Source organism: Inhella inkyongensis, assembly GCF_005952805.1.
In the GTDB taxonomy this organism is placed as follows: domain Bacteria; phylum Pseudomonadota; class Gammaproteobacteria; order Burkholderiales; family Burkholderiaceae_C; genus Inhella; species Inhella inkyongensis.
On the sequence record NZ_CP040709.1, the window covers coordinates 3476929 to 3498825 of the forward strand.

The window sequence follows — 21897 nt, forward strand, 5'->3', positions numbered from 1 at the left end:
CCCCAGTCTGAGTTACAAGGCGCGCATGGCCGAAGATCCCAAACAATCTGAGAGCTTCCTGCGCAAGGTCGCGCGCTTTGTCGCCAATCCCACCACGGATTGGAAGGAAATCAACTCGCGCCAGGACGATCCCGAGAGCGAACTGGCAAAGGCCGAACTCAAGGCCATGATCGAGCGCAAGCGGCGCAACGACTTCGTGCGCAAGCGCGAGTTCGACATGCTGCGCCGCCTGCGACGCGAAGGCCTCACCCCAGAGCAACTGGCCGCTGCGGGCGCTCAGAACAGCTCGGTCATCAGCGACGCCGATCGTCCCGCTGGCGAGGCCATGCGCGACGACGTCGCGGTCAAAGACAAGATCGACCAGATCGAGCAACAGATGGTGAAAGAGGGCTTCCGGCCCTCGGTGGTGCCGCGCGCCGCCCCGGCCGGTGCCCTCCCCAACCTGGAAAACACCACGCAGGCGGCGCATTTCGCCCCCACCCAGCCGGCGCTGCCGCCCAGCGCGCCTGCCGCCGCCGTGATGCACGCCGGCGTGTCGCCGCCCAGCGAGGGGCCGCCCAGCATGCTACCGACCTTGCCGCCGCTGGAAATGAATGTGAGCTTTGACGCCGTCACCGACGTGACGCCGGAGCCGCCGACATTCGACCTGGTGCTCAGCCCCACCGAAGCCCCCTCCGAGGAACAGGAGCTGGCCCACGATCCCGAGTTGGATGAGGCCGTCATCGCCTTCGCCAACGGCGACAACGAGGCCTGCGAGCGCGCCCTGACTGAGTTGACCCAGGCCGGCGGCCCCCGCAACCTGCACGCCGACACCTGGCTGGTGCGCTTTGATTTCTACCGCGCCACCGGCCAGCATGCCCAGTTCGAGTCACTCGCGCTGGAGTACGTGCACCTGTTTGGCCTCTCGGCGCCGCAATGGTTCTCGCTGCCCAAGCTGGTGGCCGAGGGGCGCCGCCTGGAGCGCCCGGCACCCGCCGCCCCGGTCGGCCCGCAGATCACCGGAGTCACCTGGACTTGTCCGGAGTTGCTGGACCTGGAGGGGCTGGCACTGCTGAAGAAGCGCGTCGAGACGGCCCCGCTGCCCTGGGTGTTGGACTGGAGCGCGCTGACCCGCCTCGAAGCCGAGGCGCGCGAGCCGCTGACCGATCTGATGCGCCAATGGGCCAAACAAAGCACCGAGATGCGCTGGCAGGGCGGCGAACAGTTGCTGGATCAATTGCGCGAACTCACCCCAGTGGGCGAGCGCGACACCGACACCGGCTGGTGGATGCTGCGCCTGGAAGTGCTGCGGGTTCTGAACCGCCCAGACCAGTTCGACGAGGCCGCCATCGACTACTGCGTGACCTATGAGGTGTCGCCACCCTCCTGGGATGCGGCACGCTGCAAAGTGCGCATGAGCCATGGCGCCATGTCCACCCATGGGCCTAGCACCAATATGCCGCCCAGTGGGACGCTGGGTTTCCTCGACTCCGGGCTGGTCGAAGAGGCTGGCGGCAGCGATCAAGCCCAGGTCGAGTTGTCCGGTCAATTGATTGGCGACATCACCGAGGTGCTGCGCAAGATCAACAGCCAGGTGGGCAGCGCGGTCCAGGTGCGCGTGGCCTGCCCGAAGCTGATCCGCCTGGACTTCATCGCCGCCGGCGATCTGCTGAACTGGGTACTGGCCCAGCGCTCAGAACATCGCGCCGTACAGTTCGTCGACGCCCATCGCCTGGTCGCCCATTTCTTTGGCGCCATGGGCATCAATGAGCATGCGCGGATCAAGGTAAGGGTGGTTTGATATTGCCCCCAGTCTTCGGCCCTGAGGCCTGAACGGCCCAGGGCCTGCGCCACCTTGCAGGCCGCGCTGGGCCACAGGCCCAGCCGTTCGGCAGGCATGCGAGCTACGCTCGCAAGTCCCGCCTCACCCCCCCAAGGGGGCGCGCCGGCCTTCGGAGCGGCCGGGCGGCCGGCTAGTTCGCGCTAATCTCAGCGCATCACTTCCGAGATCTTTTATGAGTGACTCCCCCGTCTTCCACGGAACGACGATTCTTTCGGTGCGCCGCAATGGCGTCGTTGCCATCGGCGGCGATGGTCAGGTCACGCTCGGCCACATCGTCGTCAAGGGCAGCGCGCGCAAGGTGCGCAAGCTGCATCGCGATCAGGTGCTGGCCGGCTTCGCCGGCGCCACGGCCGATGCCTTCACCCTGTTCGAGCGCTTCGAGGCCAAGCTGGAAAAGCACCAAGGCCACCTGATCCGGGCTGCGGTCGAACTGACCAAGGATTGGCGCACCGACCGCGTGCTCCGCCGTCTGGAGGCCATGCTGGCCGTGGCCGATCGCGAGCACAGCCTGATCATCACCGGCAATGGCGATGTGCTGGAGCCAGAAGAAGGCGTGGTCGCCATTGGAAGTGGGGGCGCCTATGCGCAGGCCTCCGCCCTGGCCCTGCTGCGCCACTCTTCATTGAGCGCGCCTGAAATCGTCAAGCAGTCGCTGACCATCGCCGGCGATCTGTGCATCTATACCAATCAATCCCACACGATAGAGATCCTGGAATGAGTTCCATGACCCCGCAGGAGATCGTCTCCGAACTCGACCGCTTCGTCGTCGGTCAGGCCCAGGCCAAGCGCGCCGTGGCCATTGCGCTGCGCAACCGCTGGCGTCGCCAGCAGGTCGAGGGCAGCCTGCGCCATGAGATCTCGCCCAAGAACATCCTGATGATCGGCCCCACCGGCGTGGGCAAGACCGAGATCGCGCGTCGCTTGGCCAAACTGGCCGACGCGCCCTTCATCAAGGTGGAGGCCACCAAGTTCACCGAGGTGGGCTATGTCGGCAAAGACGTCGACACCATCATTCGCGACCTGATGGAGATTGCCGTCAAGCAGGAGCGCGAAGCCCAGATCAAGCTCAAGCGCGCCCAGGCCGAGGACGCCGCCGAGGAGCGCATCCTCGATGCCCTGGTGCCGCCCCCCCGCGCCATGGGGTTTGGCGACGAGCCGGCCAAGGCCGACAACACCGCCCGCCAGGTCATGCGCAAGCGCCTGCGCGAGGGCCAGTTGGACGACAAGGAGATTGAGCTCGACCTGGCCGACAAGGCGCCGACGATGGAAATCCTCGGCCCCCAGGGCATGGAGGAAATGGCCGAACAACTCAAGGGGCTGTTCGGCCAGATGGCCGCCGGCAAGAAGAGCGCCCGCAAGCTCAAGATCCGTGAGGCCCGCGCCGCCTTGCTGGACGAAGAAGCCGGCAAGCTGGTCAATGAGGACGAGATTAAGCAGGCCGCGCTGACCAAGACCGAGCAAAGCGGCATCGTCTTCATCGATGAGATCGACAAGGTGGCTTCGCGCAGCGAGGGTCAGGGTGCCGAAGTCAGCCGCCAGGGCGTGCAGCGCGACCTGCTGCCGCTGGTCGAGGGCAGCACGGTCAGCACCAAGTACGGCATGGTCAAGACCGACCACATCCTCTTCATCGCCAGCGGCGCCTTCCACCTGGCCAAGCCCAGTGATCTGATTCCGGAGTTGCAGGGCCGCTTCCCCATCCGCGTGGAGCTTCAGGCCCTGAGCGTGGCCGACTTTGAGGCCATCCTGACCAGCACGCACGCCAGCCTGATCAAGCAGTACCAGGCCCTGCTGGCCACCGAGGGCGTCACGCTGAATTTCGCGCCCGAGGCCATTGCCCAGATCGCCCGCACCGCCTTCGAGGTCAACGAGCGCACCGAGAACATCGGTGCCCGCCGCCTGTCCACGGTGCTGGAGCGCTTGCTGGAGGAAATCAGTTTTGACGCGCCCAACCGTGGCGGTCAGACCCTGAGCGTCGACGCCGCCCTGGTGAAGGAGCGCCTGGGCGAACTGGCGGCCAACGAGGACCTGAGCCGCTTCATCCTGTGATCCGGATCAAGCCGATAGCAGCCTGACGGGCTTAGGCTGGGGGCATGCCCGCCCTTAGCGATAAGCACAGCGCCCTCCACACCCAGGCCCGCTGGCATTGGCTGGTGCTGGCGGCCCTGCTGGCCACCATCCCGGCCTTCTACATCGAGTTGCTGGAAGCCTCACCCCATGCGGTGGGCCGGGGCGTCTACCTGCTGGCCGCGCTGGCCTTGGGGCTGGCGCAATGGCAGCTGGCCCGGCTGCACGCCCAGGCCCGGCTCTATTTGCGCCGCCAGTGGCTGGATGGATTGCTGGTGCTGGGCCTGTTGGCCAGCGCCGTGGCGCCGGCCAGCGGCGAGTTCGGCCTGCCGCTGCTGCTGCGTTTTGCGGTCGCGGGCCTCAGCCTGCTGCGCATGACGGACATCCTGCGTCCCTGGATCACGCGCGGCAGCCTGCGTCATGTGCTGGCTCTGAGCGCGGCGGTGCTGGGCGTTTGCGGCATTGGCTTCTGGCTGCTGGAGCCCCGGGCACAGACGATTGGAAATGGTCTGTGGCTGGCCTTCACCACGGCCGCGACCGTGGGCTATGGCGACATCGTGCCCACCACCCTGGCCTCCAAGATCTTCGCCGTCTTCGTGGTGCTGATGGGCTACGCGGCGATCTCGCTCGTCACTGCCAGCATTGCCGCCGTCTGGGTCGAGAGCACAGAACGCAAGATCGAGCAGGACATCCTGCGCGAGCTGCATGCCGAGGTGCGCGCCCTGCGCGAGGAGCTCAGGGCGCTTAAGCAGGACTCAACGCGCTAGTTTTTGATGGGCTCCCACGCCAGGGCCAAGGCGAGTGCCAGGTCCGACGCGGTGCGCCGTGCCAGCGCCTCGCCGCGGGGGGCCAACACCACCTGGGGGCGGTCGCCCCCCAGATCCACCGCAGCCAAGGCCCGCCCCTCATGCTCAATGACATAGCCGAGCACGCCCTGGGGGATGGGGCTGCGCGCTTGGCGATGCAGAGAGCGCAGTTGCAGCACCAAGCCCGTGCGGCGGTACTCGCCCTCGCGATAGTCAGGCAGGCCGCGCCCGCCGCCTTCCTGCAGCAGCAGACTGGGGCGCTCGTCGCCCTGCCACTGGCATTCCATGCGCCAGGGCTTTTCAGCCTTCAGGCCCAAGACCTCCACTTTCTTATGCAAGGCATTGCAGTGCAGTTCGCGCGGCTCTGCGCCACCCTGCCAACGCAGGCTCAGCGGCGCCTTGCCACCGTTGGAGCGGAACAGCGCAAGATCCAAGTTGTCGCGGCTGGCCGAGCGCTTGAAGTGAAGCTGCTCGCCCTCCCAGGCCAACTGCCCTTCGCGGGGGCTGCCGGCCGGCCCCACCGGGCGCAACGCCTGATCCGCCAGATCCACCGGCAGCTCCACCTGGGTCTGCACCCGCTGGCTGGCACAGGCCGCCAGAACCAGACCGGCGGCCACCACGGCGGCCAGCCGCTTTCCTCCTTCAATACCTTGCAATTCCATCCCTTTCAGATGCAGCGCACCAGGGTGCGCCCGGTCACCCCACGCTGCAGATAGTCGTCAAACACGCCGGGCAGCTCCTGCAAGGCCACCTCACGCTGCACCGTGCGCGCCAGTTGACGCGGCTTGAGGTCGTCAGCCAGTCGGGCCCAGACCTTGGCGCGCAGGGCCGGCGGGCAATAGGTGCTGTTGATGCCCAGAAGGTTCACCCCGCGCAGGATGAAGGGCATCACCGTGGTGTGCAGCTCATGGCTGCTGGCCAGGCCGATGCTGGCAATCGACCCCAAGGGCTGGGTGCTGGCGCACAGCCAGGCCAAGTGGGCGCCGCCCAGGTTGTCGATGGCGCCGGCCCACAGGGCTTTCTCCAGCGGGCGCACCTTGTCGGGCAGCTCCGCCGCGACCACCTCGGCCGCACCCAATTCCTGCAGCCAATCGGCGGCCGCCGGCTTGCCGCTCATGGCCGTGACGCGGTAGCCCAAGCCCGCCAACATCTGCACCGCCAAACTGCCCACCCCGCCGCTGGCCCCATTGACCAGCACCGACCCGGCCGCAGGTGTAAGGCCGTTGTCCTCCAGGCGCTGAATGCCCATCGCCGCCGTGAAGCCCGCCGTGCCAATGGCCATGGCCTCGCGCAGATCCAAGCCGGCGGGCAGCGGCACCAGCCAATCGCCCTGCACCACGGCCTGCTGCGCGAAGCCGCCATCGCTTTCCTCGCCGATGCCGCAGCCCACCACCAGCACCTCGGCACCAGGGGAAAAGCGCGGATCGCTGGATTCGGCCACCACCCCGGCCAGGTCGATGCCCACGGTCAGCGGGAAGCGCTTCATGATCCGCCCGGCCCCGGTGGCGGCCAACGCATCCTTGTAATTGATGCCCGACCAATGCACCGCCACACGCACCTGGCCGGCCTGCAAGGGAGCGGCCTCCAGCGTTTCCAGGCGGGAGACAACGCGGCCCTCTTCTTGGTGGGCGCGGTAAGCAAGATAGGTGTTCATGTCGCCATCGTATGGGCCTGAATCAGGGCCTGCCGAAAGGCCTGCGCGGCGCGCGCGGGCTCGGGGGCGCGACGGCAGATGCAGGAAAACTGGCAGTCGTATTTCAACACCCGTGGGTTGACCGCGCGCAGCTGCCCCATCCGCACAAAGGGGGCGGCGTAGTGGTCGGGCAGAAAACCCACAAAGCAACCGCTCAGCACCAGCGTCGCCACCGCCTCCTGGTCGGTGGCGCTGGCGCTGCGGCTCAGGCCCTTGGCGTGCGTCAGCAACAAATTGGGGGAGTGGTAGCCCAGCGCAGCCAGGTCCTGCTGGCGCAGTTCGGCCCAGCCGGGCGCCCTTTTCCTTTCCTCGAACCAAGGGTGACCAGGCGCCGCATAGAGCAGCATGGTTTCGCCAAACAGCTCGTCATAGGCCAGGCTGTCGCTGCGCTTGTGCTCGGGCACGATGCCCAGCTGGAAGGCCCCATCCATCACCCCGCGCTCGATGGCGGCAATCGACCCCACATGCAGGTGCAGCATGACCTCGGGCGCCGCCGCGCGAAAAGCCGCCACCGCCCGGTGGATCTGCGCCTGCGGGTTACTGGCCGTTTTCTCGAACAGGGCCACATGCAGATCGCCACCCAGGCGCTGGTGGATCTCATGCAGCCGACCGCGAAATTCATCAGTGGCCGACAGCAGGGCCTCGGCGGCCTCCACCAGCTGCTCGCCCTCGGGCGTCAGCGCAAAGCCCGCGCGCCCGCGCCGACACAGGGTCAATCCCAGGCGCTGTTCCAGGTCCTTCACATGGCGGCTGATGGTGGAGATGGCGATGTTCAGCTCCAGCTCCGCCGCCGCCATGCCGCCGCAATCGGCCACGGCCTTGAAGACGCGCAGCAGGCGCAAGTCCACATCGCCAAGCTGGCCAATCAGGGCCTTGCTCTTTAGTTTCATAAACACTCAAGTGGGCTGGGATATTTCGCCATCCTATTCAAGCAAAGAAAGGCGCAAGATTCGGCGATTCCCAAGGAGGCCTTGATGAACCTCGCCGACACCCAATCCCTGCAAGCCGCATTCACCGACCCCGAGTGGCTCGCCGCGCACTGGATGCCCTTCACCGGCAACCGCCAGTTCAAGGCCGCGCCGCGCCTGTTCACCAGCGCCCAAGGCGCGCACTACACCACGGCCGATGGGCGCCAGATCTTTGACGGCCTCTCGGGCCTGTGGTGCTGCGGCCTCGGTCATGGCCGGCAAGAGCTGGTGGACGCCGTGAGCCGCCAGATGGCGACCTTGGACTACGCCCCCGCCTTCCAGTTCGGCCACCCGCTCTCCTTCGAGCTGGCGAACCAGATCGTGGCGCGCATGCCCGCCGGCTCCGGCCTGAACCGGGTGTTCTTCACGGCCTCGGGCTCGGAAGCCGCCGACACCTCGCTCAAGATCGCCCGCGCCTACTGGCGCGCCAAGGGTCAGGCCAGCAAGACCAAGCTGATCGGCCGCATCAAGGGCTATCACGGCGTGAACTTCGGCGGCATCTCAGTGGGCGGCCTGGTGGCCAACCGCAAGACCTTTGGGCAGGGCGTGGACGCCGACCACCTGCCGCATACCCAGCCGGCCAATGGCAGCTTCTTCAAGGGCATGCCCCCCACCGGTGCCGAACTGGCCGACGAACTGTTGAGCCTGATTGCCCTGCACGACGCCAGCAACATCGCCGCCGTCATCGTCGAGCCCTTCTCGGGTTCGGCCGGCGTGGTCATCCCACCGGTAGGCTATCTAGCCCGCCTGCGCGAGATCTGCACCCAGAACAACATCCTGCTGATCTTTGACGAGGTCATCACCGGCTTTGGCCGCGCCGGCGCCTGGACCGGGGCCGAAGCCTTTGGCGTCACGCCCGACCTCCTGAACTTCGCCAAGCAGGTCAGCAACGGCGTGCAGCCCCTGGGCGGTGTGGTGGCCAAGCAGGAGATCTACGACTGCTTCATGCAGGCCGGTGGGCCGGACTACATGCTGGAGCTGCCGCACGGCTACACCTACAGCGCCCACCCAGTGGCCTGCGCCGCCGGCCTGGCCACCCTGCAGCTGATGGAGCAGGAGCAGTCCATCGACAAGGTGCGCGCCCTCGCCCCAGTGTTTGAAGAGAAGGTGCACAGCCTGAAGGGCGCCAAACATGTGCTGGACATCCGCAACTACGGCCTTGCCGCCGGCCTGACGATTGCCGCCCACCCCGGCGAGCCAGCCCGCCGCCCCTTCGAGGTGGCGATGGCGATGTTCCAGAAGGGCTTCTATGTGCGCTATGGCGGCGACACCCTCCAGCTCGCCCCGCCTTTCATCAGCACGCCGGCCCAACTGGACAGCCTGATCAACGCGCTCGGCGAAACCTTGAACGAAGCAGCCTGATATGAACCGCATCACCCATCTGATCAACGGCCAGCGCGTGGACGGCGGCAGCCGCTTCAGCCAGGTCTACAACCCCGCCACCGGCCAGGTCACGGCCCAGCTGCAGCTGGCCGACACGCTCACCGTGGACGCCGCCATTGCCTCGGCCCAAGCCGCCTTCCCGGCCTGGCGCAACACCCCGCCGCTCAAGCGCGCGCGCGTGATGAGCAAATTCAAGGAGTTGCTCGAAGCCAATGCCGACGCGATCTGCCAGCTCATCACCGCCGAACACGGCAAGGTGCTTGCCGACGCCCTGGGCGAGCTGCAGCGCGGCATCGAAAACGTCGAGTTCGCCAGTTATGCCCCGCAGCTTTTGAAGGGCGAGCACAGCCGCAACGTCGGCCCCGGCATCGACTCCTGGAGCGAGTTCCAGGCCCTGGGCGTGTGCGCCGGCATCACGCCCTTCAACTTCCCGGTGATGGTGCCGCTGTGGATGTGGCCGATGGCCGTGATCTGCGGCAACACCTTCGTGCTCAAACCCTCGGAGCGCGACCCCTCATCAGCCCTGTTCGTGGCCGAGCTAGCGCTGCAGGCCGGCCTGCCGCCCGGCGTGCTGAACGTGGTGAACGGCGACAAGGAGGCGGTCGACGCCCTGCTCGACTCACCCCATGTCAAAGCCGTCAGCTTCGTCGGCTCGACCCCGATTGCCGAGAGCATCTACGCCCATGGCTGCGCCAAGGGAAAACGCGTGCAGGCCCTGGGCGGCGCCAAGAACCATGCGGTGCTGATGCCCGACGCCGACCTCGACAACGCCGTGGCCGCCATGATGGGCGCGGCCTTCGGCTCTTGTGGCGAGCGCTGCATGGCCGTGCCGCTGATCGTCGCGGTGGGCAATGAAGTGGCGGACGCGGCGGTGGCCAAGCTCAAGGTCGAGATCGCCAAGATGACGGTCGGCCCGGGCACCGTGGGCAACCCCGATATGGGCCCGCTGGTGACGAAGGCGCACTTCGACAAGGTGCGCGGCTATGTGGACCAAGGCGTGGCCGAGGGCGCCGAACTGGTGGTGGACGGCCGCGGCCTAAAGGTAGCCGGCCATGAGAACGGCTACTTCCTGGGTCCCTGCCTCTTTGACCACGTGAAGCGCGGCATGCGCATCTACCAGGAAGAGATCTTCGGCCCGGTGCTGGGCGTGGTGCGCGTGCACAGTCTGGCCGAGGCCATGGAGCTGATCGACAGCCACGAATACGGCAACGGCACCTGCATCTTCACCCGCGACGGCGAGGCCGCGCGCTACTTCACCGACCACATCCAGGTCGGCATGGTGGGCGTGAACGTACCGCTGCCCGTACCCGTGGCCTATCACTCCTTCGGTGGCTGGAAGCGCAGCCTGTTTGGCGACCTGCACGCCTACGGCCCGGATGCCGTGCGCTTCTATACCAAGCGCAAGACCATCACGCAGCGTTGGCCCAGCGGCGGGGTGAGGGAGAACGCAGTGTTCAGCTTCCCGTCGCACTGAAGCAAACCGGGACGATTCGACTGCAGCTGTTGATCAGCCGACTTCAATCAAACTGCAAACCGAAGAAGTGAAAAGGGGCCAGCGGCCCCTTTTTCAATGGGCGGTTGTGAAACTCCACGTTCGATTGAACGGGCCGTGGACAGATTTTCCGGAAGCAGTCGCTGTGAATCTGGTGCGTTTTTCAAGCGGCGCCAACGGGATCAGAAGGGCCGCGGCCGGCACCGGATGAGCCAGGTCTTCGAAAACCAAGCGGCCACTTCAGCCGGTCACTCAATCAGGAACGATGGGGCTCTTGTGGCGCCATGATTCGCAAAGCTCAAGCGAGTGGCATCAGGTACATCACCCGATCGCTGCGCTGTGCGATGCGCTCGTAAAGGGCGCGGGCTGCGACGTTGTCGGCACGCGTGTTCCAGTGCAGCACATAGGCGCCGCCCGCCTTTGCCTCGCTGCGCACGGCCTCGATCAAGTGCCGCGCCAGCCCCCTGCCCCGGGCCTGCGGGCAAATGTAGAGGTCCTGGATATAGCAGGCCGGCTGCAGCGCCCAGGTCGAGGGGTGCAGATAGAAATGCGCCAGGCCCAACACGGCCCCGCCCTCCTGCAGCACCAAGCCGCGCAACTCCTGCCCCGCCACCAAGCGCTCATAGCTGTGGCGATGCAGGGGCGAATCAACCTCCAACTGTCCATCCACATAGGGCAGCCAGAGATTCAGCCAAGTCTCGTAGGAGATAGTGGCCAGGGGCAGAACTTGAATCGACATGGGCAAAGTGCGCGGCAGCTAGCGGGGCGCGCCTTGTACCCCATGGCCTTTGCCGACAATGCCGCCATGGACGCCCTGCTCACCCTGCCCCAGCTGCTCACCTTCCTGGGCGCCGCCTTTCTGCTGACCCTGGCCCCCGGGCCCGACAACCTGATGGTGCTGAGCCTCGGGCTGGCGCGGGGCCGGCGCGCCGGGTTGGCCTTTGGCGCCGGCTGCGCGCTGGGCTGCCTGAACCACACCCTGCTGGCCACCCTGGGCGTGGGCGCCCTGATCGCCGCCTCGCCCCTGGCCTTCGACGCCCTGCGCTGGGCCGGTGGGCTCTATCTGCTGTGGCTGGGTGTTGGCGCGCTACGCGCAGCCTGGCGCAGCGCGGGCGGTTTCAACGCGCCGCTGGCGCGCACGGAGAGCCCGACGCGCCTGTTTGCCAAGGGCCTGTTCGTGAATGCCATCAACCCCAAGGTGGTGATGTTCTTCCTGGCCTTTCTGCCGCAATTTGTGGATGCCGGCCGCGGCCAGGCGGCCTGGCAGATGGCGCAGCTGGGTTTGCTGTTCACCCTGCAGGCGCTGCTGGTGTTTGGCGCCATCGGTTGGTTTGCCGGGCAGTTCGGTGAGAGCCTGAAGCGCCAGCCCAGCCTGGGGCGCTGGCTGGATGGCTTGGCGGGCGCGGTGTTTGTGGGCCTGGGGGCGCGGCTGCTGCTCGTACGCTGAGTTCGCGGCGAGCGAAGCTCGGAAACCTACACTGCGGGCCTTCGCCCGCATGCCCCGGTGCTCACAAGGCGCCGCGCGGCCCTGGGTTCTCTTGCCTTACCCGCCATGAACCACAACGAAGCTGAACACAAGGCGCTGGCCAATTACCGTCCCACCCACAAGGTGCGCTTTGTGACGGCCGCCAGCCTGTTCGACGGCCACGACGCCGCCATCAACATCATGCGCCGCATCCTGCAGGGCATGGGCGCCGAGGTCATCCACCTCGGCCACAACCGCTCGGTGGACGAGGTGGTGACCGCGGCCTTGCAGGAAGACGCGCAGGGCATCGCCGTCAGCTCCTACCAGGGCGGGCATGTCGAGTACTTCAAGTACATGGTGCAGCTGCTGAAGGAACGCGGCGGCGCGCACATCCAGGTCTTTGGCGGCGGCGGCGGCGTGATCGTGCCGGCCGAGATCAAGGACCTGGCCGCGCATGGCGTGCGCATCTTCAGCCCCGAGGACGGGCAGCGCATGGGCCTGCAAGGGATGATCGGCGAGATGGTGCAGCGCTGCGACAAGGATCTGTCGCCCCTGGCCCCCAAGGACGTCAAGGCCCTGCAAGGGCACACCGAAGCCAGCTGGCGCGCGCTGGCCCAGGCGCTGACCGCGCTGGAGAACCAATCGGCCGACGAAGGGTTCAAACAAGCCCTGCACGAGGCCGCGAAGAAGAGCCACGCGCCCGTGCTGGGCATCACCGGCACCGGCGGCGCAGGCAAGTCCAGCCTGACCGACGAGTTGATCCGCCGCCTGCGCCTGGACCAGGACGATCAGCTGCGCATCGCGCTGATCTCCATCGACCCCTCGCGCCGCAAGAGCGGCGGCGCGCTCTTGGGCGACCGCATCCGCATGAACGCGATTGCCCCCTGGCAACACGGCAACCGCGTCTTCATGCGCAGCTTGGCCACGCGCGACTTCGGCAGCGAAATCAGCCAGGCCCTGCCCGACTGCATTGCCGCCGCAAAGGCGGCCGGCTTTGACCTGGTGATCGTCGAGACCTCGGGTATCGGCCAGGGCGATGCCGCCATCGTGCCGCTGGTCGACATCCCCATGTATGTGATGACGCCCGAGTTCGGTGCCGCCAGCCAGCTCGAAAAGATCGACATGCTGGACTTCGCCCAGTTCGTCGCCATCAACAAGTTCGACCGCAAGGGCGCGCTGGACGCGCTGCGCGATGTGGCCAAGCAGGTGCAGCGCAACCGCGAGGCCTTCACGGTGATGCCGGACCAGATGCCGGTGTTCGGCACCATGGCCAGCCGCTTCAACGACGACGGCGTGACCGCGCTCTACCAGGCGCTCAAGCCGGTGCTGATCGAGAAGGGCCTGAAGCTCAAGGCCGGCCGCCTGAGCCCCGTGGCCACCCGCCACAGCACGCACCAGGTGCCCATCGTGCCGGCCGCGCGGGTGCGCTACCTGGCCGAGATTGCCGACACCGTGCGCGGCTACAAGGCCAAGGCCCGCGCCCAGGCCAAGCTGGCGCGCGAAATCCAGCAACTGCGCGGCTCGCAGGCCATGCTCAAGGCCTGCAAGCACGAGGTGCCGGCCACGTTGGAAGCCCTGGCCGTTGAGCGCGAGGGCCAGATGCTGCCGGAAAGCCGCAAGTTGCTGGCCCAGTGGCCGGACATGCAAAAGGCATACGCCGGCGACGAGTACGTGGTGAAGATCCGCGACAAGGAGATCCGCACCCAGCTGGTGCAGGCTTCGCTCTCCGGCACCAAGATCCGCAAGGTGGTGCTGCCCACCTACGAGTGCCAGGGCGAGCTTTTGAAGTGGCTGATGCTGGACAACGTGCCCGGCAGCTTCCCCTACACCGCCGGCGTGTTCGCCTTCAAGCGCGAGGGCGAGGACCCGACCCGCATGTTCGCCGGCGAGGGCGACGCCTTCCGCACCAACCGCCGCTTCAAACTGGTGAGCGAAGGCCTGCCGGCCAAGCGCCTCTCCACCGCCTTTGATTCGGTCACGCTTTACGGCGCCGACCCCGCACCGCGCCCCGACATCTACGGCAAGGTGGGCAATAGCGGGGTGAGCATCGCCACGCTGGACGACATGAAGGTGCTCTACAGCGGCTTCAATCTGTGCGATCCGGCGACCTCGGTCTCCATGACCATCAACGGACCGGCGCCCACCATCCTGGCGATGTTCATGAACACCGCCATCGACCAGCAGCTCGAAAAGTTCAAGCTGGACAACGGCCGCGAGCCCACGGACACCGAGGCTTCAAAAGTGCGCGAATGGGTGCTGGCCAATGTGCGCGGCACCGTGCAGGCCGACATCCTCAAAGAGGACCAGGGCCAGAACACCTGCATCTTCTCGACCGAGTTCTCGCTCAAGGTGATGGGCGACATCGCGAGCTACTTCGTGCACCACAACGTGCGCAACTTCTACTCGGTGTCGATCAGCGGCTATCACATCGCCGAGGCGGGTGCCAATCCCATCAGCCAGCTCGCCTTCACGCTATCGAACGGTTTCACCTTCGTGGAGGCCTATCTGGCGCGCGGCATGCACATCGATGACTTCGCGCCCAACCTAAGCTTCTTCTTCTCGAACGGCATGGACCCCGAGTACACCGTGCTGGGCCGCGTGGCGCGCCGCATCTGGGCCACCTCGATGCGCGACAAATACGGCGCCAACGAACGCAGCCAGAAGCTCAAGTACCACGTGCAGACCTCGGGCCGCAGCCTGCACGCGCAGGAGATCGCCTTCAACGACATCCGCACCACGCTGCAGGCGCTGATCGCGATCTACGACAACTGCAACAGCCTGCACACCAACGCCTACGACGAGGCGATCACCACGCCCACCGAAGAATCGGTACGCCGCGCGATGGCGATCCAGATGATCATCAACCGCGAGTGGGGTCTGGCCAAGAACGAGAACCCCAACCAGGGCGCCTTCGTCATCGACGAGCTGACCGAGTTGGTGGAAGAGGCGGTGCTGGCCGAGTTCGAAAAGATTGCCGAGCGCGGCGGCGTGCTGGGGGCGATGGAGACCGGCTACCAGCGCAGCAAGATCCAGGAAGAGAGCATGCATTACGAGATGCTCAAGCACACCGGCGAGTACCCCATCATCGGCGTCAACACCTTCCGCAACCCGCATGGCGACCCGGTGCCCGAGCACATCGAACTGGCGCGCTCGACCGAGGAAGAAAAGCAGTCGCAACTCACGCGACTGGCGGACTTCCAGGCCCGCAATGCGGCGCAGAGTGGCCCCATGCTCAAGCGCCTGCAGCAGGCCGTGATCGACAACGGCAATGTGTTCGAGGTGCTGATGGACGCCGTGCGCGTGTGCTCGCTGGGCCAGATCACCAGCGCGCTGTTCGAGGTGGGTGGGCAGTACCGGCGCAGCATGTAAGCTGGCGCCCGGCCTGATGCCGCAGCAGGGCCTCCTTCGGGAGGCCCTTTTCATTGCGGCGCGGCAACTCGACTCAAAGACAGAGAGAGACCCGGGATGAAGAACACATTGACCGCGCTGAGCCTTGTGATGGGCGCGGCACTACCCGTCTGGGCGGCTGACTCTCAGACCGTGGCCGGCTCATGCGAAGCCAAGTACCAGGCGATCGCAGCAGCCGCGCTGAAGCTGCCGTACTGGGAATTCGACCAAACCGAAGCGGGCTGGCGGCAACTGGGCGCGTGCCCGGCCGAGGCAGCCCAGCTGCTGGAGCGCTACGTCGCCAAGCAGGCCAGAGAGCAGCGCGGCGTGCGTTGGCATTTGGCCCAGACCCTGGCCCTCTCCGGCCAGGCCGCACGAGCGGCCGACGAGGCCCAGCAATCCATCGACCCCCATGAGGACCCAAACACCACGGCCTTCAGCTGGAACAGCTATGTCCAGGCCACGATCGCCTTCCTGCGCAATGACCGAGCAAGGTTCGACACCCACTACCGCACCCACCAGGCCACGGTCGACAAGCACGCCGGCAACAAGATCAATTTCGAGGTACTCACCGGCCTGAAACAGTGCTTCGGACGCCCCTACAAAGAAGCCTACGAGGACTGCCGGCCGGCACCTTGACGCAAAGATTCCGCCCATCCTTGCCAGCTATATATCATTGCATTTTGAGCATAACTCGCTCAAAATGCGCGAATGGTTGAGATCGAACGACACGCCGTCAAGCGCCTTGAAGAGCGCCTTGGCTGGTACCCGGCGGTGCTGCTGCTGGGGCCGCGTCAGGTGGGCAAGACCACGCTGGCCCGGGCCATCGCGGCGCGCCACCCCGGCAGTCTGTTTCTTGATCTGGAGCGCGCCAGCGACCGCGCGCGACTGACAGACCCTGAGTTATTCCTATCGCGGCAGCGCGATCGGTTGGTGGTACTGGACGAGGTGCAATGCCTGCCCGATCTGTTCGAGCACCTGCGTCCCGAGATCGATGTCCACCGCCGACCCGGCCGCTTCTTGCTGCTGGGCTCGGCCAGCGGTGATCTGCTGCGCCAGCGATCCGAGTCGCTGGCCGGTCGGATTGGCCATGTGGAGTTGACGCCGCTGCTGGCCAGCGAAATGCCTGCGGATCTGCAAAGCCTTCAAGAGCTCTGGCTGCGCGGCGGCTTCCCCTTGAGCCAACTGACCGCCGACGCGGCGCAGTCCTTTGCCTGGCGGCAAGACTTCATCCAGACTTTTCTGGCCCGCGATCTGCGGGACTTCGGCGTCACGGTGCCGCCAGCCACCTTGCACCGCTTCTGGCGCATGTGCGCCCATCTGCAGGGTCAGCTCTTCAACGCCTCTGCTCTGGGCTCCTCGCTGGGTGGCTTGGCCCACACGACTGTCAAGCGCTATCTGGATACCTTGGTGGACGCCATGGTGCTGCGCCGCCTGGAGCCCGCTCTGCCCAATGTGGGCAAGCGCCTGGTCAAGAGCCCAAAGGTCTATGTGCGCGACAGCGGCCTGACCCATGCGCTGCTCGGCATCGAGAACCTGGACGCCCTGCAGGGTCACCCGGTGGCGGGCGCCTCCTGGGAGGGCTTTGTGATCGAGCAGGTGGCCGCCGCATTGCCTGAAGGCAGCTCGATGGCCCACTACCGCACGGCGGCCGGCACCGAGCTGGATCTGGTGGTCGAGCGCGCCGGACGCCGCCTCGGATTGGAGATCAAGTTCAGCAGCGCGCCCCGGGTCAGCAAGGGCTTCTGGCTGGCCCTAGAGGATCTGGGCGTCCATCAGGCCCATGTGCTGGCGCCAGTGGCAGAGGGCTATCCACTCGCCAAAAACGTAGAGGTGACCCCCATCCACGCACTGCCGAGAATTCTGCAAACGGCGCTCGGGTAGTCCCGCAGTGGCTTTCAGCAGCCGCGGCACGCCGCGCTTAGCCTGCGCGCCTTACCGCTCCGTGCTGTCTCTAGGCCCCCATGCACAGACTCCTCACCCTCCTCTTGTTCGCCTGGATGTCCATCACCCAGGCCGCCCCATTCCATCCCGCCGGCCGCTGGGAGGGCCAGGCCCAGTTGTCCGGCCAAGCCCTGCCGCTGACGATTGACCTGGCGCGCGACGCGCAGGGGGTCTGGCAGGGCCGCATCACCCTGCCCGGCCGTGAACTGGCCGGCGCGCCGCTGGGCGATATGAAATGGCAGGGCCAGGCGCTGAGCACCACACTGAGCGCCACGCTCAGCGCGGCCTTTCTGGTGCCGCCCGAGCCCACCCCGACCCTGCATCTGCAATGGCGAAATGCGCAAGTGGCCAGCGGGACGCTCAGCCTGAACGGCCTGCGCGCCCCGGTGAACCTGCAACGCACGGGCGACGCCCAGATCGCCCCGCCGCCGCCTCCTTCTTTGCCCATCCCCGACGCCCTGCTGGGCCGCTGGGTGGGCCGCTACGAGCTGGGCGGCGTGCCACGCGAAGTCACTCTGACCCTGAGCCGCGATGCCCAGGGCGAGGGCGGCGGCACGCTCTTGATCATCGGCAAACGCCGCAATGAGTTGAAGTTGGACGCCGTGCATCTGGGCCCCAGCCTGCTGCGCCTGGAAGCGCGCGGCGCCGGCATCACGGTGGAAGGACGCTGGAGCCCCACAGCCATCGACGGCCACTTCGAGCAAGGCCCCTTCGAGGCCGCCCTGCCCCTGCGTCGTCCGACTGGAGAAGGCCAATGAACGCCGCGCTGATCACCCGCCGCCAGACCCTGCTGCTGAGCGCCCTGGCCCTGGCTTCCCTCCCGGCCCAGGCCAGCGCGCCGCGCCGCCTGCCCAAGGCGCTTTGGTCCTTCCAGACCGGCGCGCGGGTGGTGTCGTCCCTCGTCGCCCACCAGGGTCTGATCCTGGTCGGCAGCGATGACGGGCATCTGTATGCGCTGGAAGCCGCCAGCGGCCGGCTGCGCTGGGCCTATCGCACGGGGGGGCCGGTGTCGGGCACGCCACGCGTGGCCGATGGCACGGCTTATGTGATGAGCTATGACGGCCGCCTGCACGCGGTGGACGTGGCCAGCGGCCAGCCGCGCTGGAAGTTCGCTACCGAGGGCGAGCGCCGCTTCGAGGCCCGCGGCCTGCATGGCTCGCAGCCGCGCAGCCAGACGGTGGCAGACCCCTTTGATGTCTACCTCTCACGCCCCGCGATCGAGCAGGGTTTGGTGATTTTTGGCTGCGGCGACGGCAAGTTGCGTGCGCTGGATGCGAGCAGCGGCGCCTTGCGCTGGTCGCACGATTGCGGCGAAGTGGTGCATGCCAGCCCTGCGGTGGCCGGGGGCCGCGTGATCGTCGGCGACTGGGCCAGCCGGCTCTGGGCTTTAGACCTGCAAACCGGCCGCGAACTGTGGAAGTTCCAGGCCGGGGTGGACGCGCTGATGGCCAACCAGCAAGGTTTTCAATCCTCACCCACGGTGGACGAAGCGCTGGGCCTGGTCTTTGTGGGCTGCCGCGATTCGCATTGCTATGCCATCGACCTCCGCAACGGGCAAGAGCGCTGGCGCTTTTCCACCGGCGCCAGCTGGGTGGTGGGCACGCCGGCCGTGCAAGACGGCAAGGTCGTGTTCGCCACCTCGGACTCCAGCCTCATCCACATCCATGAGGCCGCCAGCGGCAAGGCCCTGGCCCAGCAGCAAGCCAAGAGCTATATGTTTGCCTCGCCCGTGGTGGCTGGGGATGTGCTGCTGATGGGCGCCCTCAACGGCAGCCTGGAGGCGCGCGACTGGCCCAGCGGCGCGTTGCTGTGGACCTGGCGCACCCCGGCCGCGCGCGCCAACCGGGGCTGGGTGCTGACGGCAGACGGGCGCTTCAACACCGCGCTGAACTTCGCCTCCAACTGGCGCGAAGCCATGGCCCTTGGTTTCGACCGCCAGAGCAGCGTGGGCTCGATCTTCTCGACCCCAGTGGTGGATCAGGGGCGGATCATCTTCGGCAGCGCCGATGGGCGCGTCTACGCGCTGGGTTGATCAGCGCAGCAGCCCCGGCAGCCCGGTGGCCAACGGCGGCAGCAGCGCGATCACCAGGGTGCCGATGAAGATGGCCACCATGGCCGGCGCGGTGGCCGCCGCCACTTGGCGCAAGGGCTTCCTGAACATGGCCGACGCAAAGTAAAGGTTCATGCCGGCCGGTGGGCACAGGAAGCCGGCCTCCATGGCCGCGAGGAAGACGATGCCGAAGTGCAGGGGCTCGATGCCGTAATGCAGGGCCAGCGGCAGCAAAAGGGGCACCAGCACGACGATGGCGGCAAAGATCTCCATCAGCGCCGCCGCAACGAACAGGAAGGCGCACAGCGCGATCAGGAACACATAGCGGTTGGGGATGAACTGCGGCACCCACTCCACCGCCGCGTCGGGGATGCCGGCGTCCACCAGGTAGTTCGTCAGCGCCAGGGCCATACCCAGGATCAGCATCACGCCGCCGATGATCTGCGCGCAGTCGCTCAAGCTGGTCCACAGCTGACGCCAGCTCAGCTCGCGATGGGCCAGCGCCAGGGTCAGCACCGCGTAGCCCGCCGTGAGCGCCGCGCTCTCAGTGGGCGTAGCCAGGCCGCTGAGCATGGCGCCAATGGCCACCACCGGGGCGGCCAGCTCCCACTTGGCCGCCCACAGGCTGGCACCCAGCGGCGGCCTGTCGGTTTGCGTCACCACCTGGACGCCGCTGCGGCGCAAGAAGCCGCCAAACACCAGCAGACAAAGCACCATCACCAAGGCCGGCAACAGCCCGGCCAGGAACATCTCGCCAATGGGCACGCGGGCAATCACCGCCACCATGATCATCGGCACCGAAGGGGCCAGCAGCACGCCCAGGGCGCTGGCACTCGTCACCAACCCGATGCCGCGCTGCTCGGGGTAGCCCGCCTTCAAGAGCAAGGGCAGGAGCAAGCCGCCCAAGGCCAGGATGGTGACGCCACTGCCGCCCGTGAGCGCGGTGAACAGCGAGCACAGCACGGCCGCGGCCAGCACCGTGCCCAAGGCCCCGCTGCCAAACAGGGCCTGGAACACCTGGCTCAGGCGCTGGGCTGCCCCGGTGCGGGCCAGCAGCAGGCCCGCCAGGGTGAAGAGCGGCAGGGCCGGCAGCGAGGCATTGGTGGTGATCTGGTAGTGCGACAGCGGCACCGAGGCCAAGGGCAGGCCGTCGCTCCAGAAGAGGGCCAGGGCCAGCCCGCCCAGCACCGCAAAAATGGGCGCCCCGGCCAGCAGGATCAGCAGCAGAAAAATCAGTTCCAAGCCCAGCGGCAGCCCATGGGCCTCGAAGCGCCAGCCCAGCCACGCTCCCAGCAGGGGCAGGCCCAGCGCGCACAGCGGCCGCAGCACCGCGTGCCCGCTGACGCGCGACCCGAGCTTGATGCCCAGCAGCGCCAAGCCCAGTGGCATGCAGGCCTGCACCCACCAGGCGGGAATGCCATAGGCCAGCGGGCGCGGCGCGTCCATCTCGGCCATCACAAAACGCGCGGCGGCCAGCGCCAGCACGCCGCAGATCAAGGCGGCCGGGCCCTTGGCCAGGGCATGCAGCAGGCGCGGCATCCAAGTCTTGCCCCAACTGCCTCCCCAGTCGCCCAGGTCCGCCCCCAGGGTGGCCAGATGCCCATGGCGCTCGGCCGCCACCGCGCCAAACATCGCCAGCACCAGACCCAGGTGCTGCACCAGCACGGGGGCGTTCTCGATCCCTTGCGCCTGCAGCGGGCGCAGGGCCATTTCCACCAAGGGGATGAGCACCATCAGACCGAGGGCCAGCGCCGCCACGCCCTCTTCGACGCGGCTCCAGGGCCGCACGGCCGGCGCGGTCATCGCTTGCCGGCGCGGTAGGCCTGCAAATGGCCCATCAATTCGTCAAAGGTATCGGCCGGCACCATGCTGCCGCGAATGCGCGGGTAGAGCTGATCGGCCAGGGCCTGCCACTCCTTCATTTGCTCGGCATTGGGCTTGCTGACCACCAGCCCGCGCTTGACCATCGCCGCCGTGGCCTCGTCCACCTCGCGACGCGCCTGCGCGCGGATGGCCAGGCCGGCCTTGTCGCCTGCACTCTTGAGCGCCTGCTGCGCGGCCGGGCTCATGGCCTCCCAGGCTTTTTGGGTGACCACCAGGGCGCCGACGATGGGGCCCCAGTTCAACTCCAGCATGTGTTTCGCGCTATCGAACACCTGGCTGGCCAATGCGAAGTAGGGCGTGGCCGGCACCACTTGGATCATGCCGGTCTGGATGGCCGGCAGCACATCGCCCACTTCCAGCGGCACCGGGGTGTAGCCCAGGCTCTTCATGATGGCCTGCTGCTCGGGCTCGGCGCCCCAGCTGAAGAACTTTTGCTGCTTGAAGTCGGACGGCCGCAGCGCCAGGGCCTTGGAGAAAAAACGCACCCAGCCGGCGTCGCCCCAGGCGATCACCACAAAGCCCTTGGCGGCGATGCGGCGCTCCAGGCCGGCGCGCATCTTTTCGCGCACCGCATCCAGCTCCTCCCAGCTACGGAACAGCAGGGGCAGGCTTTGGAACACGGCCGTGGCGGGCTCGATCTCTCGCAGGCCCACGCCCGACACCATGCCGCCCTGCAACTGGCCGATGCGCATGCGCCGCACGATCTCGGCCTCGCCGCCCTGGCTGCCATCGGTGAAGACCGTGAACTTGCCCGCCCCACCCTGCGCCCCTTTCCAGGCCTCGCCCAGTTCCAGCAGTTGCTGGTGATAGACCGAGTTCTTGGGCACCACGGTGCCGATGCGCAGCAAGGCGGCTTGCGCGTGGGCGCGCAGTGGCAGGATCAGCGGCAGGCTGGCAGCGGCGATCAGGGCATGGCGACGGCGCATCAAGTTCTTCCCC

The 21897-nt window shown here is 67.0% G+C and carries 18 protein-coding genes; 12 read left to right on the forward strand and 6 right to left on the reverse strand.

Going from position 1 to position 21897, the window contains the following annotated elements; all coding sequences use genetic code 11:
* The first annotated feature begins 25 nt into the window (after positions 1-25).
* The 4 genes from FF090_RS16390 to FF090_RS16405 all read left to right on the forward strand — a co-directional run bounded on the left by FF090_RS16390 (position 26) and on the right by FF090_RS16405 (position 4653).
* Positions 26-1780, forward strand: a complete 1755-nt coding sequence (locus FF090_RS16390; protein WP_138857745.1) for an STAS domain-containing protein — start codon at positions 26-28, stop codon at positions 1778-1780.
* 214 nt (positions 1781-1994) lie between these two features.
* Positions 1995-2540, forward strand: coding sequence for an ATP-dependent protease subunit HslV (hslV, locus tag FF090_RS16395; RefSeq protein WP_138857746.1), 546 nt, complete (start codon positions 1995-1997; stop codon positions 2538-2540).
* Entirely contained in the window at positions 2537-3868 is a 1332-nt protein-coding gene (hslU, locus tag FF090_RS16400; protein ID WP_138857747.1) for an ATP-dependent protease ATPase subunit HslU, read from the forward strand. Before hslV ends, hslU begins: the two co-directional genes overlap by 4 nt.
* 44 nt (positions 3869-3912) lie before the next feature.
* The gene (locus FF090_RS16405; RefSeq protein WP_138857748.1) at positions 3913-4653 is read left to right on the forward strand and encodes a potassium channel family protein; all 741 of its coding nucleotides are present in this window, start codon (positions 3913-3915) and stop codon (positions 4651-4653) included.
* Here the strand turns inward: FF090_RS16405 and FF090_RS16410 are convergent.
* From FF090_RS16410 to FF090_RS16420, 3 genes are read right to left on the reverse strand one after another with little or no spacing between them, the layout of a single operon-like run.
* Complete coding sequence (locus FF090_RS16410) at positions 4650-5354, reverse strand: hypothetical protein (RefSeq protein ID WP_138857749.1); 705 nt, start codon at positions 5352-5354, stop codon at positions 4650-4652. The two genes, FF090_RS16405 and FF090_RS16410, sit on opposite strands and share 4 nt — an antisense overlap.
* 5 nt (positions 5355-5359) lie before the next feature.
* Positions 5360-6346: an acrylyl-CoA reductase family protein gene (locus FF090_RS16415; protein ID WP_138857750.1), complete on the reverse strand. Its 987-nt coding sequence runs from the start codon at positions 6344-6346 to the stop codon at positions 5360-5362.
* Entirely contained in the window at positions 6343-7275 is a 933-nt protein-coding gene (locus tag FF090_RS16420) for a LysR family transcriptional regulator (protein ID WP_138857751.1), read from the reverse strand. Before FF090_RS16420 ends, FF090_RS16415 begins: the two co-directional genes overlap by 4 nt.
* A gap of 84 nt (positions 7276-7359) precedes the next feature.
* Between FF090_RS16420 and aptA the strand changes: the two genes are divergently transcribed.
* Positions 7360-8715 (forward strand): omega-aminotransferase AptA, encoded by a 1356-nt coding sequence (gene aptA, locus FF090_RS16425; protein WP_138857752.1) that lies wholly within the window; start codon positions 7360-7362, stop codon positions 8713-8715.
* A gap of 1 nt (position 8716) precedes the next feature.
* Complete coding sequence (locus FF090_RS16430) at positions 8717-10210, forward strand: CoA-acylating methylmalonate-semialdehyde dehydrogenase (RefSeq protein WP_138857753.1); 1494 nt, start codon at positions 8717-8719, stop codon at positions 10208-10210.
* Positions 10211-10526: 316 nt separating this feature from the next.
* Here the strand turns inward: FF090_RS16430 and FF090_RS16435 are convergent, their stop codons facing one another.
* On the reverse strand, positions 10527-10967 hold the full coding sequence (locus FF090_RS16435; protein WP_138857754.1) for a GNAT family N-acetyltransferase: 441 nt from the start codon (positions 10965-10967) through the stop codon (positions 10527-10529).
* 66 nt (positions 10968-11033) lie between these two features.
* Here FF090_RS16435 and FF090_RS16440 point away from each other — a divergent pair, with 66 nt between their 5' ends.
* The 6 genes from FF090_RS16440 to FF090_RS16465 all read left to right on the forward strand — a co-directional run bounded on the left by FF090_RS16440 (position 11034) and on the right by FF090_RS16465 (position 19056).
* The gene (locus FF090_RS16440; protein WP_138857755.1) at positions 11034-11675 is read left to right on the forward strand and encodes a LysE family translocator; all 642 of its coding nucleotides are present in this window, start codon (positions 11034-11036) and stop codon (positions 11673-11675) included.
* A 105-nt stretch (positions 11676-11780) separates the two neighbouring features.
* Positions 11781-15062: a fused isobutyryl-CoA mutase/GTPase IcmF gene (icmF, locus tag FF090_RS16445; RefSeq protein WP_138857756.1), complete on the forward strand. Its 3282-nt coding sequence runs from the start codon at positions 11781-11783 to the stop codon at positions 15060-15062.
* A 96-nt stretch (positions 15063-15158) separates the two neighbouring features.
* Positions 15159-15719, forward strand: coding sequence for a hypothetical protein (locus tag FF090_RS16450; protein ID WP_138857757.1), 561 nt, complete (start codon positions 15159-15161; stop codon positions 15717-15719).
* Positions 15720-15791: 72 nt separating this feature from the next.
* Positions 15792-16964, forward strand: a complete 1173-nt coding sequence (locus tag FF090_RS16455) for an ATP-binding protein (protein ID WP_138857758.1) — start codon at positions 15792-15794, stop codon at positions 16962-16964.
* 80 nt (positions 16965-17044) lie between these two features.
* On the forward strand, positions 17045-17782 hold the full coding sequence (locus FF090_RS16460; protein ID WP_138857759.1) for a hypothetical protein: 738 nt from the start codon (positions 17045-17047) through the stop codon (positions 17780-17782).
* A complete protein-coding gene (locus tag FF090_RS16465) occupies positions 17779-19056 on the forward strand; it encodes an outer membrane protein assembly factor BamB family protein (RefSeq protein WP_138857760.1) in 1278 nt (425 codons plus the stop codon). Before FF090_RS16460 ends, FF090_RS16465 begins: the two co-directional genes overlap by 4 nt.
* On the opposite strand, the gene FF090_RS16470 is transcribed toward FF090_RS16465, so the two are convergent.
* Both FF090_RS16470 and FF090_RS16475 read right to left on the reverse strand, forming a co-directional pair.
* Positions 19057-20877 (reverse strand): TRAP transporter large permease subunit, encoded by a 1821-nt coding sequence (locus tag FF090_RS16470; RefSeq protein WP_138857761.1) that lies wholly within the window; start codon positions 20875-20877, stop codon positions 19057-19059.
* The gene (locus FF090_RS16475; protein ID WP_138857762.1) at positions 20874-21884 is read right to left on the reverse strand and encodes a TRAP transporter substrate-binding protein; all 1011 of its coding nucleotides are present in this window, start codon (positions 21882-21884) and stop codon (positions 20874-20876) included. Before FF090_RS16475 ends, FF090_RS16470 begins: the two co-directional genes overlap by 4 nt.
* Positions 21885-21897: the final 13 nt, after the last annotated feature.

Excerpts from the sequence above, each read along its gene's own strand:
- FF090_RS16470 (WP_138857761.1), bottom strand. The coding sequence starts at position 20,877 with ATGACCGCGCCGGCCGTGCGGCCCTGGAGCCGCGTCGAAGAGGGCGTG.
- FF090_RS16405 (WP_138857748.1), top strand. The coding sequence starts at position 3,913 with ATGCCCGCCCTTAGCGATAAGCACAGCGCCCTCCACACCCAGGCCCGC.
- FF090_RS16415 (WP_138857750.1), bottom strand. The coding sequence starts at position 6,346 with ATGAACACCTATCTTGCTTACCGCGCCCACCAAGAAGAGGGCCGCGTT.
- FF090_RS16450 (WP_138857757.1), top strand. The coding sequence starts at position 15,159 with ATGAAGAACACATTGACCGCGCTGAGCCTTGTGATGGGCGCGGCACTA.
- aptA (WP_138857752.1), top strand. The coding sequence starts at position 7,360 with ATGAACCTCGCCGACACCCAATCCCTGCAAGCCGCATTCACCGACCCC.
- icmF (WP_138857756.1), top strand. The coding sequence starts at position 11,781 with ATGAACCACAACGAAGCTGAACACAAGGCGCTGGCCAATTACCGTCCC.
- FF090_RS16465 (WP_138857760.1), top strand. The coding sequence starts at position 17,779 with ATGAACGCCGCGCTGATCACCCGCCGCCAGACCCTGCTGCTGAGCGCC.
- FF090_RS16420 (WP_138857751.1), bottom strand. The coding sequence starts at position 7,275 with ATGAAACTAAAGAGCAAGGCCCTGATTGGCCAGCTTGGCGATGTGGAC.
- FF090_RS16460 (WP_138857759.1), top strand. The coding sequence starts at position 17,045 with ATGCACAGACTCCTCACCCTCCTCTTGTTCGCCTGGATGTCCATCACC.
- FF090_RS16430 (WP_138857753.1), top strand. The coding sequence starts at position 8,717 with ATGAACCGCATCACCCATCTGATCAACGGCCAGCGCGTGGACGGCGGC.
- hslU (WP_138857747.1), top strand. The coding sequence starts at position 2,537 with ATGAGTTCCATGACCCCGCAGGAGATCGTCTCCGAACTCGACCGCTTC.
- hslV (WP_138857746.1), top strand. The coding sequence starts at position 1,995 with ATGAGTGACTCCCCCGTCTTCCACGGAACGACGATTCTTTCGGTGCGC.
- FF090_RS16390 (WP_138857745.1), top strand. The coding sequence starts at position 26 with ATGGCCGAAGATCCCAAACAATCTGAGAGCTTCCTGCGCAAGGTCGCG.
- FF090_RS16410 (WP_138857749.1), bottom strand. The coding sequence starts at position 5,354 with ATGGAATTGCAAGGTATTGAAGGAGGAAAGCGGCTGGCCGCCGTGGTG.
- FF090_RS16455 (WP_138857758.1), top strand. The coding sequence starts at position 15,792 with ATGGTTGAGATCGAACGACACGCCGTCAAGCGCCTTGAAGAGCGCCTT.
- FF090_RS16440 (WP_138857755.1), top strand. The coding sequence starts at position 11,034 with ATGGACGCCCTGCTCACCCTGCCCCAGCTGCTCACCTTCCTGGGCGCC.
- FF090_RS16435 (WP_138857754.1), bottom strand. The coding sequence starts at position 10,967 with ATGTCGATTCAAGTTCTGCCCCTGGCCACTATCTCCTACGAGACTTGG.
- FF090_RS16475 (WP_138857762.1), bottom strand. The coding sequence starts at position 21,884 with ATGCGCCGTCGCCATGCCCTGATCGCCGCTGCCAGCCTGCCGCTGATC.